The sequence below is a fragment of the Sulfitobacter guttiformis genome, assembly GCF_003610455.1.
Taxonomy (GTDB): Bacteria; Pseudomonadota; Alphaproteobacteria; order Rhodobacterales; family Rhodobacteraceae; genus Sulfitobacter; species Sulfitobacter guttiformis.
This window is the reverse complement of the sequence record NZ_RAQK01000004.1, coordinates 12,474-25,093: the sequence shown is the minus strand read 5'-3', so window position 1 is coordinate 25,093 and position 12,620 is coordinate 12,474. Positions and strand designations below refer to the sequence as shown.

13 protein-coding genes are annotated in these 12,620 nt (G+C 59.3%); all 13 read right to left on the bottom strand.

The genetic code is table 11. The annotated features are described in order from the left end of the window. Nucleotides 1–56: 56 nt before the first annotated feature. On the bottom strand, nt 57–467 hold the full coding sequence (locus C8N30_RS19075; RefSeq protein ID WP_015063176.1) for a RidA family protein: 411 nt from the start codon (nt 465–467) through the stop codon (nt 57–59). Next, on the bottom strand, nt 464–862 hold the full coding sequence (locus C8N30_RS19070; protein WP_232222769.1) for an acyl-CoA thioesterase: 399 nt from the start codon (nt 860–862) through the stop codon (nt 464–466). The genes C8N30_RS19075 and C8N30_RS19070 overlap by 4 nt, the downstream gene beginning before the upstream one ends. A gap of 13 nt (nt 863–875) precedes the next feature. Next, a complete protein-coding gene (locus tag C8N30_RS19065) occupies nt 876–1,562 on the bottom strand; it encodes an ABC transporter ATP-binding protein (protein ID WP_015063174.1) in 687 nt (228 codons plus the stop codon). After that, nucleotides 1,559–2,308 carry an ABC transporter ATP-binding protein gene (locus C8N30_RS19060; protein WP_015063173.1) on the bottom strand — a complete coding sequence of 250 codons (750 nt, stop codon included), beginning with the start codon at nt 2,306–2,308 and terminating at the stop codon, nt 1,559–1,561. Before C8N30_RS19060 ends, C8N30_RS19065 begins: the two co-directional genes overlap by 4 nt. Then, the gene (locus tag C8N30_RS19055) at nt 2,301–3,284 is read right to left on the bottom strand and encodes a branched-chain amino acid ABC transporter permease (RefSeq protein WP_015063172.1); all 984 of its coding nucleotides are present in this window, start codon (nt 3,282–3,284) and stop codon (nt 2,301–2,303) included. Before C8N30_RS19055 ends, C8N30_RS19060 begins: the two co-directional genes overlap by 8 nt. After that, complete coding sequence (locus C8N30_RS19050) at nt 3,281–4,201, bottom strand: branched-chain amino acid ABC transporter permease (protein ID WP_015063171.1); 921 nt, start codon at nt 4,199–4,201, stop codon at nt 3,281–3,283. Before C8N30_RS19050 ends, C8N30_RS19055 begins: the two co-directional genes overlap by 4 nt. A gap of 61 nt (nt 4,202–4,262) precedes the next feature. Then, the gene (locus C8N30_RS19045) at nt 4,263–5,405 is read right to left on the bottom strand and encodes an ABC transporter substrate-binding protein (RefSeq protein WP_015063170.1); all 1,143 of its coding nucleotides are present in this window, start codon (nt 5,403–5,405) and stop codon (nt 4,263–4,265) included. Nucleotides 5,406–5,476: 71 nt separating this feature from the next. Continuing rightward, nucleotides 5,477–7,114 carry an AMP-binding protein gene (locus tag C8N30_RS19040; RefSeq protein ID WP_015063169.1) on the bottom strand — a complete coding sequence of 546 codons (1,638 nt, stop codon included), beginning with the start codon at nt 7,112–7,114 and terminating at the stop codon, nt 5,477–5,479. A 3-nt stretch (nt 7,115–7,117) separates the two neighbouring features. Further along, nucleotides 7,118–8,269 (bottom strand): acyl-CoA dehydrogenase family protein, encoded by a 1,152-nt coding sequence (locus C8N30_RS19035; protein WP_015063168.1) that lies wholly within the window; start codon nt 8,267–8,269, stop codon nt 7,118–7,120. Then, complete coding sequence (locus C8N30_RS19030; RefSeq protein WP_037967720.1) at nt 8,269–9,069, bottom strand: enoyl-CoA hydratase family protein; 801 nt, start codon at nt 9,067–9,069, stop codon at nt 8,269–8,271. Before C8N30_RS19030 ends, C8N30_RS19035 begins: the two co-directional genes overlap by 1 nt. Before the next feature lie 2 nt (nt 9,070–9,071). Continuing rightward, nucleotides 9,072–9,548: a MarR family winged helix-turn-helix transcriptional regulator gene (locus C8N30_RS19025; RefSeq protein WP_015063166.1), complete on the bottom strand. Its 477-nt coding sequence runs from the start codon at nt 9,546–9,548 to the stop codon at nt 9,072–9,074. Beyond that, a complete protein-coding gene (locus C8N30_RS19020; RefSeq protein WP_015063165.1) occupies nt 9,545–10,264 on the bottom strand; it encodes an SDR family NAD(P)-dependent oxidoreductase in 720 nt (239 codons plus the stop codon). The genes C8N30_RS19025 and C8N30_RS19020 overlap by 4 nt, the downstream gene beginning before the upstream one ends. Continuing rightward, on the bottom strand, nt 10,261–12,555 hold the full coding sequence (locus C8N30_RS19015) for a bifunctional salicylyl-CoA 5-hydroxylase/oxidoreductase (protein WP_025060864.1): 2,295 nt from the start codon (nt 12,553–12,555) through the stop codon (nt 10,261–10,263). Before C8N30_RS19015 ends, C8N30_RS19020 begins: the two co-directional genes overlap by 4 nt. Nucleotides 12,556–12,620: the final 65 nt, after the last annotated feature.

The window sequence follows — 12,620 nt, the reverse complement described above, 5'->3', positions numbered from 1 at the left end:
TACTACGCCATGCGCAACGCTTTTCGCTGCCTTTTGGTCAACGAACTACAGCACCCTCACACCTGTTTTGCGCCCGCGATAAATGCCGTCGCTTCGATTTCAAGCAGGGCCTCGTCCTCGACCAGACCGGCGACCACCAGCATCGACATTGCAGGGAAATGGCGACCCAAAACGCGGCGGTACACATCGCCGATCTCGCGCTGGCGGGCGAGGTATTCTTTTTTGTTGATTACAAACCACGTCAGGCGCGTGATGTCTTCGGCCTGCCCGCCTGCGGCCTGAACCACATCCAGAATGTTACGCAAAGCCTGCTCCATCTGGCCGATGAAATCATGCGTCTCGAACACCTGTTCCGCGGTCCATCCGATCTGCCCACCCACATAAAGTGTACCGTCAGCGGACAGCATACCGTTGGCGTATCCCTTGGCCGGGGCCCATCCTGCGGGTTGAATTACTGTATTTGTCATGGGGTACTCCGGAGGTGGGATGTGAAACTAAGGCGCAAGGCATCAGGCCATTTTGTCGGCCGCCCCGCTACGCCAAGATATACGAGGGTCGAATTTGCAGTGAACCGCCGCGCCGCGCCTGCGTCCGCGTCGGCGTTGATTTCCAGATCAAGGCTTGAAGCTCCGATGCGCAGCACATCAAGAGCCAGCACAAGCTGGTCACCATGCCTGCTGGGGGCAGTGAATGTCGCGGCGATCTGCACGGTTGGAACGCCTGCCGACTTCAGCAACACCTCGAAGGGGGTGCCGCACTCCGCGAAAAACGCCTCGACGCAATCGTTGATCATCTCGAAATAGCGGGGATAAAATACGATGCCCGCGGGATCGCAGTGTTTGAATAAAACCTTCTGGTTCATGGAAAACGTCATGTTACACCCCGATCAGCCGCTCGGAGATGTCGGGCGTCAGTGCCGCCATCGTCCCCGTCCAGACAGATGCGCCACGCTCCAGAATGGTGGCGCGGTCACAGACCTGCCGCAGCTCTGCCATGGATTTATCAATCACAAGGATTGCCATACCCGTCTCGGTTTTGAGTTTTGCAATTGCGGCCCATATCTCCTGCCGAATGATCGGCGCCAATCCCTCGGTCGCCTCATCGAGGACAAGCAGGCGCGGATTTGTCATCAGCGCGCGGCCGATGGCAAGCATCTGTTGCTCCCCGCCGGACAGGGTTTTGGCCCGCTGGGACTGACGCTCTGCGAGGCGCGGAAACAGTGCTGTGACGCGGGCCATATCCCACGGCCCCTTGCGCGCGGCAGCAATCAGATTTTCCGTCACCGTAAGATCGGCAAAACAACGCCGACCCTCGGGCACCAGCCCCACCCCCAGCCGCGCCACACGGTAGCTGGGCAACGCGCTGATGTCCGTGCCGTCAAACAACAAGGTGCCCGTGGCAGGGATCATCCTGCAGATCGCCTTAACGGTGGTTGTCTTTCCCATGCCGTTGCGTCCCATCAGGGCCACGACCTCGCCTTCCTCAACCGTGAGGCTAACGTCAAACAGCGCCCGTGACGCGCCATAGCTGGCTGCGATATGCTCAAGATTGAGAAGCGTCATGCGCCCTCCCCCAGATAGGCTTCGCGCACCGCTTGGCTGTTGCGGATCTCGGCGACGGTCCCGCTTTCGATGATCCGGCCATAAACCAGCACGCTGATCCGGTCGGCGAGGGCAAATACCGCGTCCATATCATGCTCGACCAGCAAAATCGGGGCCTGTGCGCGCAATCCGTCCAGAAATCCGGTGAGGGTTTTGGACCCTTCCGCCCCCAGCCCGGCCATCGGCTCGTCCATCACAAAGGCCTTGGGTGTAAGGGTCAGCGCTACGGCTACCTCCAGTTGGCGGCGCTGGCCATGGCTTAGCTCGGCGGTCACAACGGCCTGATGATCCTCGAGGCCTACGCGGCGCAACGCCTCGACCGCATGTTCGCGCAGGGCCGTATCCCCCAGTGCGGGTTTGAAAAACCGCCACGGCGAGCCGGCAGCTCCAATCGCCCCCAGCAGCACATTTTGCAACACCGTATCTTCCATCGCCAGTGCGGAGATCTGGAAAGTGCGCCCAATACCCGCACGCGTCCGCGCACGGGTGTCGAGCGCGCTCACGTCACGGCCCGACAGTTCGACCCGCCCCGCGTCAGGCCGCAGCCCGCCGCAGATCTGTGCGATAAGTGTGGATTTCCCCGCCCCGTTCGGGCCGATGATAGCATGGATTTCGCCTTGCCGCAGCTCGATTGACACATCGTCAGTTGCCTTGAGCGCGCCAAATGTCTTGTGCAGGCCGTGCGTGGCAAGAACAGGATCAGTCATGCGCAACCCCCCGACCCGCGACCAGTCCCACCAGACCGCCGCGCGCAAACAGCACAATCAACAGCAACAGTGCGCCGAGATAGATATGCCAATATTCGCTGAGCCCCCCCAAAAAATGCTCGAGCATCACAAATGTGACGGCACCAACAACAGGACCACACAGCCGCGCGACACCCCCCAGAATAACGAAAACCATAATCTCGCCCGACATCTGCCAGCTGAACATTGTGGGGCTGACAAACCGGTTCAGATCGGCGAACAGCGCCCCCGCCAGCCCCGTAATGACGCCTGAAATCACAAAAGCCACCAGCTTGAGCCGTGTCGGATCAAGGCCGATGGTTTGCACCCGCTGAGGCGTTTGCCGTGCAGCGTTGAGCGCCAGACCAAAGGGAGAGCGTGCAAGCAGTGCATTGAAGAAAAGCACCGTGCACAACAGCCCGAAGCAAATTGCGAAAAAGTTAATTGGCACCAGCGTATTGATACCCGGAAACTGGTTGCGCACATAGATCGACAGCCCGTCCTCACCACCATAGGTGCTCCAACTGATCGAAAAGAAATAGAACATCTGCCCGAAGGCCAGCGTGATCATGATGAAATACACGCCCGCAGTGCGCAGCGACAAAAGACCGATCAACAGTGCCGCCAGCGCCGAGGTCAGCATCGCGACCAGCCAGATCACCGGCATCGAATTGGTGCCCGCAATCACCAGCGGCCCGTCCAAAAGCGGCGTGTACGTCTGCGCATGGTAGGCAAGAATACCCATTGAGTATCCGCCGATGCCAAAAAATACAGCATGCCCCAAACTCACCAATCCGCCCAGCCCGAGAGCAATATTAAGCCCGACAGCTGCGAGTGCGAAAATCGCCGCACGGGTAGCCAATGTAATCGTAAACGGCTCGTCCGCCGCCAGCGCCCAAAGCGGGACAGCCAGCAGCAGCACCAGCACGGCGGCATTGACATAACGCTCGGCGATCATGTGCGTGCTCCGAACAATCCGGTCGGGCGCCAGATCAGGACGGCCCCCATCAGAATATAGATCGCCATCGAGGCAAGCGCCGAGCCGGAGGTTTGCGCCGCCGATGGCTCCATGAACAGCTTGAACACCTGCGGCAGAAAAATACCACCCAGGGTATCAGTTAGCCCCACCAGAAGCGCGCCGATCAACGCCCCCTTGATCGACCCGATGCCACCAATCACGATCACCACAAACGCAAGGATCAGCACAGGTTCACCCATTCCGACCTGCACCGACTGGATCGCGCCCACCAGTGCACCCGCCAATCCGGCAAGGGCCGCCCCGAGGGCAAAGACCAGTGTATAAAGCTTCGAGATATCCACCCCGAGAGCGGCAATCATCTCGCGGTCATTTTCGCCTGCGCGGATCTGGATGCCAAGGCGGGTGCGGGTGATCAGCAGACCCAGCGCACCAGCCACCAAAAGTCCGGCAAAAATCAGCACCAGCCGGTAAAACGGATACTGGATGCCGCCTGGTAGGGTCACCGGTCCCGACAGGTAATCGGGGATATTCAAAAACAGCGGGAACGAGCCAAACACCCAACGCGTCCCTTCGGAAAATATCAAAATCAGCGCGAAGGTCGCCAGCACCTGATCAAGGTGATCGGTCGCATAAAGCCGCCGGATCACCAGCATCTCGACCAGCACACCCGCGATCGCGGCCGCCGCCATCGCACCCACCAGCGCCAGCACAAATGATCCAGTCCACCCCGCCACCGCCGCCGCCGCAAATGCGCCGACCATATAAAGCGAGCCGTGAGCGAGATTGATCAGCCCCATCACACCGAAAATCAGCGTGAGGCCGGCTGCCATCAAAAACAGCATGATGCCGAATTGCAGACCGTTCAAAATCTGCTCGATGATCAGGATTGTGGACATGATGGGCCTTCCTTGAGGGACTTCGGGCAGACGCGCGCCCGCCCGAAGCAGGTGGTTTCGCTTACATTTTGCAGTCGGCAGCGTAGGCGTCACCGTGGTTTTCGAGCGCTACACCAATGATCTTGTTGGTGTAAACATCACCCTCTTTGATCACTTCACGCGCATAGATGTTCTGGATCGGGTGGTTGTTGTTTCCAAACTTGAACGCGCCACGGGTACTGTCAAAATTCGCAGCTTTCAGTGCGGCACGGAATGCCTCCGCGTCAGAAGGCTGTGCCACGTCCAGCGCGGAAATCAGCAGATTTGCCGTGTCAAAACCCTGACTGGCGTAAAGCGATGGCAAGCGGCCATATTCGGCCTGAAACGTCTCTACAAAGGCTTTGTTGGTGGCGTTATCAATGTCCTTGTTCCACTGGCTGGTGTTCACCACACCAAGTGCAGCATCGCCAACCGCCTGTAAAATCCCCTGATCGAAAGAGAACGCAGGACCGACGAGCGGGATATCGACACCACTGTCCGCATATTGCTTGAGGAAGGAAATCCCCATGCCGCCGGGCAGGAAGAAATAGACGTTATCGGCCCCCGAGGCGCGGATTTGCGCAATCTCGGCAGCATAGTCGGTCTGGCCCAGCGTTGTGAATATCTCGCCCGACAACTCGCCCGTGTACATCCGCTTGTACCCCGTCAGCGCGTCCTGACCGGCGGGATAGTTTGGCGCAAGGATGAAGCTGTTGGTGTAGCCCGCGCCGGTGGCATAGGCGCCTGCCGCTTCATGCAGGTTGTCGTTCTGCCATGCGACGTTGAAGTAATTCTCGTTGCAACCCGCACCGGCGAGCGCGGAGGGGCCCGCATTCGGCGACAGATAGAATTTTCCCTGTGCGACCGCAGACGGCACCACTGCCATTGCGAGGTTCGACCAGATGATACCGGTCATTACATCAACCTTTTCCGACTGGATCATCTTGTCGGCGATCTGGACCGCGATGTCGGGTTTTTGCTGGTCGTCCTCGATGACCACATCAATATCCTCGCGGCCTGATTGCGCAATCGCGAGCATAAAGCCGTCGCGCACGTCGATGCCCAAACCGGCACCGCCGCCCGACAGCGTGGTGATCATGCCGACCTTGATGCCTTCGCCCTCGGCGGATGCACCAGAGGCAAGCGCCGCGAGTGCTGCGGACAAAATGAGTGATTTCAGTTTCATGAGTCTCTCCCGTTTGTTGGTTATCGTGTGGGCGTTGTGCCCTTGGTTCGGTGTCGTATTCTACGCCCGGTTCAGTCGGGCGATTTGGATGCGCCCCCCGGCACGAGCATGAAGCGCTGGATTTTTCCGGTGGGTGTTTTTGGCAGTGCTGCAGTGAACACAATACTGCGCGGATATTTATAGGGTGCAATGACCGATTTCACATGATCCTGAAGCAGCTTTTCCTGTGCAGGCGTTGCCGCGACCCCCTGTGATAACACCACATGCGCCTCGACGATGATCCCACGCTCGGCATGCGGCGCCGCGATGACAGCGCATTCCGCTACATCGCCATGCGCCAACAGTGCCGCCTCAACCTCCGGCCCAGCGATGTTATAGCCCGCTGAGACGATCATATCGTCGTTGCGTGCCGCGAAATGGAAATACCCGTCTTCGGCCTGCACAAATGTATCGCCGGAAATGTTCCAACCATCCTGCACATATTCATCCTGACGCTGTCCACCCAGATAGCGGCAGCCGGTAGGTCCGCGCACAGCCAGACGCCCCGCCGTCCCATGAGGCAGTTCCGCACCGTCGGGCCCAACGACCTTGGCCTCGTATCCGCTGACGGGTTTGCCGGTACACGCAGGACGGTGATCGTCGAAACGGTTGGAGATAAAAATATGCAGCATCTCCGTCGCCCCGATCCCGTCAAGCATCGGCTTGCCCGTTTTGGCAATCCATTCGTCATAGACAGGCGCGGGCAGCGTCTCGCCCGCTGAAACAGCGGCACGCAGGGACGACAGATCCGCGCCCTCCTCCATCGCCCGCAGCATCGCACGGTAGGCAGTGGGCGCAGTGAAGCAAACCGTGGCACGGTACTTCTGGATAATCTCGATCATATTGGGAGGCGATGCCGTTTCGAGCAGGGTCGCGGCCGCGCCGAACCGCAGCGGAAAAATGGCCAGTCCGCCAAGGCCGAAGGTAAACGCCAGCGGCGGCGAGCCAACGAACACATCATCAGGCGTGACACCCAACACCTCGCGGGCGTAGCCATCCGCGATGATCAGCAGATCGCGGTGGAAATGCATCGTCGCTTTTGGATCGCCGGTCGAGCCTGAGGTAAAGCCCAGAAGTGCCACATCATCACGCGAGGTTTGCACAGAGGTAAACCGGACCGATTTTTCCAGCGCCAGCCTGTCCAACTCTGCATCGTGGTTGCACGTGCCGTCAAATCCCATCACCCGCTTGAGCGTCGGGTTAGCGGCGGCGCAAATCTCCATTTCTTCCATTAGACGCGTATCGCAGAGGGCAAATTCGATCTGCGCTTTATCAACATATTTGCCCAATTCGCCAGCGCGCAGCATCGGCATCGAGTTGATGACAACCGCCCCCACCTTGGTCGCGGCCAACCAACAGGCGACCATCGCGGGATTATTGGCAGACCGGATCAGCACACGATTGCCGGGCTGCACGCCCATATCCTCGACCAGCACATGCGCAAGCTTGTTTGTCCAGTCGGTGAGTTCCTTATACGTGCGCTGTCGCCCGTTGCCGATCAGCGCGGTATGATCGCCGAACCCCTTTGCAACCATTGCATCTGTCAACTCTACCGCGGCATTCAATCGCTCGGGGTAGGGGAACGCATCCAGATTGAAGACGGGCCAGCTTTCCTGCGGCGGCAGGTTATCGCGGGCGAAAGTATCGGTGTGCGCGCTGGCGATTGTCATGATTTATTGCCCCAATGTTTGCCGTGCAATGATGACCCGCTGCACGTCAGAAGCCCCCTCGTAGATGCGCAAGGCACGGATTTCACGGTAGAGCTTTTCGACGGTCTGGCCGGAGCGGACCCCGTCACCACCATGCAACTGCACGGCGCGGTCGATCACTTTTTGCGCCTGATCGGTCGAAAACAGTTTTGCCATTGCCGCCTCGCGGGTGACACGCGGCGCGCCATTGTCCTTGGCCCATGCAGCCCGATAAATCAAAAGCGCGGAAGCATCGACATCAACGGCCATGTCGGCAATGTGCCCCTGTACCATCTGTAAATCAAACAGCGGCGCACCCTGCACATGGCGTGTGGTAACACGGGTCAGCGCCTCGTCCAATGCGCGGCGCGCAAATCCAAGAGCAGCCGCAGCCACGGTCGAGCGGAAGACATCCAGTACCGACATCGCAATTCTGAAACCCGCACCCCTCTCTCCGATAAGGGCGGCTGCGGGCACGCGACAATCGCTGAACCGCAGGGTCGCAAGCGGATGCGGCGCAATCGTCTCCAACCGCTCCACCACCTCAAGGCCCGGGGTATCCGCAGGAACGACAAACGCCGAAAGCCCCCGCGCGCCTTCCCCCTCGCCCGTGCGGGCAAAGACGGTATAGACATCCGCGATCCCGCCATTGCTGATCCATGTTTTTTCACCGTTCAGCACAAAGCTGTCACCATCGCGCGCGGCAGTCATCGTCGAATTGGCCACATCAGAGCCTGATTGCGGCTCTGTCAGCGCAAAAGCCGAAATTGCTGTTCCGCTGCGCACCTGCGGCAACCATTCCGCTTTTTGGGCGTCAGATCCAAACAGCGAAATTGCCCCCGTGCCCAGCCCTTGCATGGCAAAGGCGAAATCGGCCAGACCGTCGTGCCGCGCCAATGTCTCGCGGATCAGGCACAGGCTGCGCACATCGAGGCCGTCAACGCCCGCAGGATCAACAGCCGCATGGTTCAGCCAGCCCCCCTGCCCCAGCGCAGCCACCAGATCACGGCAGGCCTGATCGGTATCACTGTGATCGATCTGCCCCAGATGCTCACCGGCCCAATCATCCAGACCAGCGGCAAGTGTGCGGTGACGCTCCTCGAAGAAGGGCCATGTGAGGAATGATTTATCGGCCATCAGTTACCCTCGAACACTGGTTTTTCTTTAGCAACAAAGGCGTTGTAGGCCCGTTCGAAATCCACGGTCTGCATGCAGATCGCTTGCGCCTGCGCCTCCGCCTCGATCGCCTGTTCGATCGACATTGACCATTCCTGCGCCAGCATCGTTTTGGTCATCATGTTGCCGAAATTCGGGCCCGCGGCGATGCGTGTCGCCAGTGCATGCGCCTCCTCCGTTAGATCATCCGCCGCGACCAGCTTGTTATGAAAGCCCCAAGCGTGCCCCTCGTCCGCGCTCATTGCGCGACCTGTGTACAAAAGCTCGGCCGTGCGGCCCTGCCCGATGATGCGCGGCAAAATCGCACAAGCGCCCATATCACACCCCGCAAGGCCAACGCGTGTGAACAAAAATGCGACCTTAGCCTCGGGCGTGGCAATGCGCAGATCGGCGGCCATGGCGATGATGGCCCCTGCCCCCACACAAATGCCGTCGATTGCCGCGATCATCGGCTTGCCACAATTTACCATCGCTTTGACCAGATCACCGGTCATCCGCGTGAATGCCAACAGTTCTTTCATCGACATTTTTGTGAGCGGCCCGATGATATCATGCACATCCCCGCCCGAACTGAAGTTACCCCCGTTCGAGGCAAACACTACTGCTTTTACATCATCGGCATAATGCAGATCACGGAACCAGTCGCGCATCTCGGCATAGCTTTCAAAAGTCAGCGGATTTTTGCGCTCTGGCCGGTCCAGTGCGATGGTCGCAATCCCGTCCACAATCTCGCATTTGAAGTGTTCAACATTGGTGCGCATTGTCATTTTATTTCCTCATCCAGACTGGTGCCAAGCTGTTCGAGGCGCGCAGCAATGTGATGCGCCTCCTCCGCCGGAAACTCGCCCAGCATTTCATTGATCCACGCCTCATGCGCTGCGGCCTGACGGGCGAACTCCTGTGTGCCGCGCTTTGTCAGCCGCACCAGCGAGGCGCGCCTGTCACCAGGCACCGGCACACGCACCAGCAGGCCATCATCGGCCAGCCGGTCAACAATGCCCGTTACATTACCGTTGGACACACGCAGCACGCCCGAAAGCTGGCTCATCTTGAGCCCCTCGTCATAGCGTGACAGGGCGGCCATTACGTCAAAGCGGGGCAGCGTTGTTGCAAATTCGCGGCGCAAATTCTCGCGCAGTGTCGCCTCGATTGTGCGTGTCGTTTTGAGAAACCGCAGCCACAGGCGCAGACGTTCCTTTGACGGTGTGAGCGGCTTGTCCAGAGGTTCCGCCCGTATCATATTTCGCCCCCCGAAACGCTCAGCGCGTGACCGTTGACCATCGATGCCTCTGGCGACGCGAGGAAGCGTACAGCCGCTGTCACCTCATCAGTTGTAATCATGCGGCGCATCGGATTGCCCGAAACGACCATCCGCTCGGCCTTGTCGCGGGGGGTATCTAAGCGTTCCATCACGCCTGTCACGGCCGCCTGCCCCATTTCTGTGTCCACAAAACCGGGACAGACCGCGTTACAGGTGATCCCGTCCCGCGCCACCTCAATGGCGAGAGAGCGTACAAGGCCCAGAACGCCATGCTTTGCCGCCGCATAGGCCGCGATATTCGCACCGCCCTTTAGGCTCGCCGTAGAGGCGAGCGCGATAAGACGCCCCCCCTGCCCCATTCCGCGCAGCGCTTCGCGGAAGGTCAGGAATACCCCTGTCAGATTGACGGCAAGCGTGTTCTGCCACACGTCCAGCGGCGTATCGGCCACCCGCATTGCAGCCCCCGTTCCGGCATTGGCCACGACGATGTCAAAAGGCGTATCGAACAGTGCGCGCACCGCCGCCTCGTCCGTGATGTCCACGGCATGGCAGTTCATTTTTGTGCCCTGCGCCGTTTCCTCCAGCGCATCCATTCGCCGGCCGGCGATGGTAACGTCATGCCCCTGTGCCGCAAAATCGAGCGCGACAGCGCGCCCGATGCCCGACCCGCCGCCAGTGACCAGAACGCGGCTCATACGCGACCCGCCACTTCGGCTTCGCGGTCAGCCAGTCGCCACGCCTGATCGCGCCCCGCATCATAGGGCAGCGGCCAGACCTCGTGGCGATCGCCAACGGCGGCGGCAGCATGAAACGTCCAGTAAGGATCAGCCAGATGCGGCCGTCCGATGCACACCAGATCTGCTCGTCCGGCCATCAGGATCGAGTTGACGTGGTCTGCCTCATAGATGTTGCCCACCGCCATAGTCTTGATCCCGGCCTCGTTTCGGATCCGGTCAGAAAACGGCGTCTGGAACATCCGGCCGTAGACCGGTTTTGCACTGGTCGAGGTCTGGCCCGCAGACACGTCGATGATGTCCGCGCCAGCCGCCTCGAACAGCGCGGCGATCTGCACCGCCTCGTCCGCAGTCACACCATCATCACCGGCCCAGTCGCTGGCGGAGATGCGTACCGACATCGGCTTGGCCGCCGGCCAAACCGCGCGCATCGCTGCAAAAACCTCTAGTGGATAGCGCATACGGTTCTCAAGACTGCCGCCATATTCATCGTTCCGATTGTTCGAGAGCGGCGAGATAAACGATGAGATCAAATAGCCATGCGCGGCATGCAACTCGATCATGTCAAAGCCAGCCTCCTGCGCCATGTGCGCCGCAGTAACAAACTCTGCCTTAACGGCATCCATATCGTCGCGGTCCATCGCTTTTGGCACTGCATTCTGGTCCGACCACGGAATCGGCGAGGCCGACAGCAGCGGCCAGTTTCCCTGCGCCAGCGGCTGGTCCATCCCCTCCCAGCCAATGCGCGTCGATCCTTTGCGCCCTGCGTGGCCGATCTGACAACAGGTCTTTGCCTCCGTCTCGGCATGGATGAATGTGTTTAGCCGCGCCCAAGCGTCGCGATGTTCTGGCGCATAAAGCCCCGGACACCCCGGCGTGATGCGCCCCTGCGCGGACACGCATGTCATTTCGGTATAAACGAGCGCCGCACCGCCTTTTGCACGTTCGCCGTAGTGGATCAGATGCCAGTCGGTGGGCGCGCCCTCCACTGCTTTGTACTGCGCCATCGGCGAGACGACGATACGGTTTTTCAGATGCATATCACGCAGGCGAAACGGAGCAAACATCGGCGCTCGTGCAGGCCCGTTCGAGGTGCCCCCCGCCTGCGTCATGAACCACTCTTCGGCAGAGGCCAGCCATGCGGGATCACGCGCGCGCAGATTCTCGTGGCTGATCCGCTGTGAGCGGGTGAGCATGGAGTAATTAAGCTGCACCGGATCGAGATGTACGTAGCGCTCTACATCCTCGAACCACTCGACCGAATTGCGCGCCGCCGATTGCAGGCGCAATACTTCCATTCGCCGCTTGTCCTCGTAATTTGCGAATGCTGCGTCGAGCGTGGGCTGTGTTGCGATATCCTCGGCGAGTGCGATTGCACTTTCCAGCGCCAGCTTGGTCCCCGAGCCGATCGAGAAATGCGCGGTCGCAGAGGCATCACCGAGCAGCACAACATTCTTATGGCTCCACTTTTCGCACAACACACGCGGAAACCGTATCCATGCAGAACCGCGGACGTGATTGGCGTTTGTCATCAGGGAGTGACCGCCGAGGTGGTCCTTGAATATTTCCTCACAGACCGCGATGCTTTCTTGCTGGCTCATTTCGCCAAACCCGTAGGCGTCAAACGTGCTCTGGCTGCATTCCACGATGAATGTCGCGGTGTCCGCATCAAACTGGTACGCATGGACCCAGATCCAGCCTTTTTCCGTTTCCTCAAAAATGAACGTGAACGCATCATCGAACTTCTGACGCGTCCCCAGCCAGACAAACTGGCACAGGCGGGTGTCGATATCGGGTTTGAATGTCTCTTTGAACTCCATCCGTGTTTTGGAATTCAGACCATCACAGGCCACGACAACATCGAATTCGCTCATGTAATCAGAGGCCTTGCCCACCTCCGTCTCAAAGCGCAGATCAACACCCAGCTCTTGCGCACGCTTGTACAGAATAATCAGCATCGTCTTACGCCCGATGCCGCAAAAACCATGGCCACTGGACACCAGTTTTTGGCCTTTGTGCAACAGGGCGATATCATCCCAATAGGCGAAATTGGCGCGGATTTCTGAGGCACTGACCGGGTCGTTCGCTTCGAGGTTGGCAAGTGTCTCGTCAGACAGCACCACACCCCAGCCAAAGGTGTCATCGGGCTTGTTGCGCTCAAAGACGACCACCTCTGCATCAGGGGTTCGTAATTTGGTCGAGATCGCAAAATACAAACCTGCTGGTCCGCCTCCAAGGCACGCAATACGCATCATCCACCCTCGCTCCCACTGATTTGAATTCAGGCTATGACGGCAATGAATTTATTTCAAGCAAA

What these genes read in the sequence shown, in the direction of transcription:
- C8N30_RS19025 (WP_015063166.1), bottom strand. Translation starts at nt 9,548, where the DNA reads ATGATACGGGCGGAACCTCTGGACAAGCCGCTCACACCGTCAAAGGAA.
- C8N30_RS19020 (WP_015063165.1), bottom strand. Translation starts at nt 10,264, where the DNA reads ATGAGCCGCGTTCTGGTCACTGGCGGCGGGTCGGGCATCGGGCGCGCT.
- C8N30_RS19060 (WP_015063173.1), bottom strand. Translation starts at nt 2,308, where the DNA reads ATGACTGATCCTGTTCTTGCCACGCACGGCCTGCACAAGACATTTGGC.
- C8N30_RS19050 (WP_015063171.1), bottom strand. Translation starts at nt 4,201, where the DNA reads ATGTCCACAATCCTGATCATCGAGCAGATTTTGAACGGTCTGCAATTC.
- C8N30_RS19030 (WP_037967720.1), bottom strand. Translation starts at nt 9,069, where the DNA reads ATGCGCACCAATGTTGAACACTTCAAATGCGAGATTGTGGACGGGATT.
- C8N30_RS19075 (WP_015063176.1), bottom strand. Translation starts at nt 467, where the DNA reads ATGACAAATACAGTAATTCAACCCGCAGGATGGGCCCCGGCCAAGGGA.
- C8N30_RS19040 (WP_015063169.1), bottom strand. Translation starts at nt 7,114, where the DNA reads ATGACAATCGCCAGCGCGCACACCGATACTTTCGCCCGCGATAACCTG.
- C8N30_RS19045 (WP_015063170.1), bottom strand. Translation starts at nt 5,405, where the DNA reads ATGAAACTGAAATCACTCATTTTGTCCGCAGCACTCGCGGCGCTTGCC.
- C8N30_RS19035 (WP_015063168.1), bottom strand. Translation starts at nt 8,269, where the DNA reads ATGGCCGATAAATCATTCCTCACATGGCCCTTCTTCGAGGAGCGTCAC.
- C8N30_RS19065 (WP_015063174.1), bottom strand. Translation starts at nt 1,562, where the DNA reads ATGACGCTTCTCAATCTTGAGCATATCGCAGCCAGCTATGGCGCGTCA.
- C8N30_RS19015 (WP_025060864.1), bottom strand. Translation starts at nt 12,555, where the DNA reads ATGCGTATTGCGTGCCTTGGAGGCGGACCAGCAGGTTTGTATTTTGCG.
- C8N30_RS19055 (WP_015063172.1), bottom strand. Translation starts at nt 3,284, where the DNA reads ATGATCGCCGAGCGTTATGTCAATGCCGCCGTGCTGGTGCTGCTGCTG.
- C8N30_RS19070 (WP_232222769.1), bottom strand. Translation starts at nt 862, where the DNA reads ATGAACCAGAAGGTTTTATTCAAACACTGCGATCCCGCGGGCATCGTA.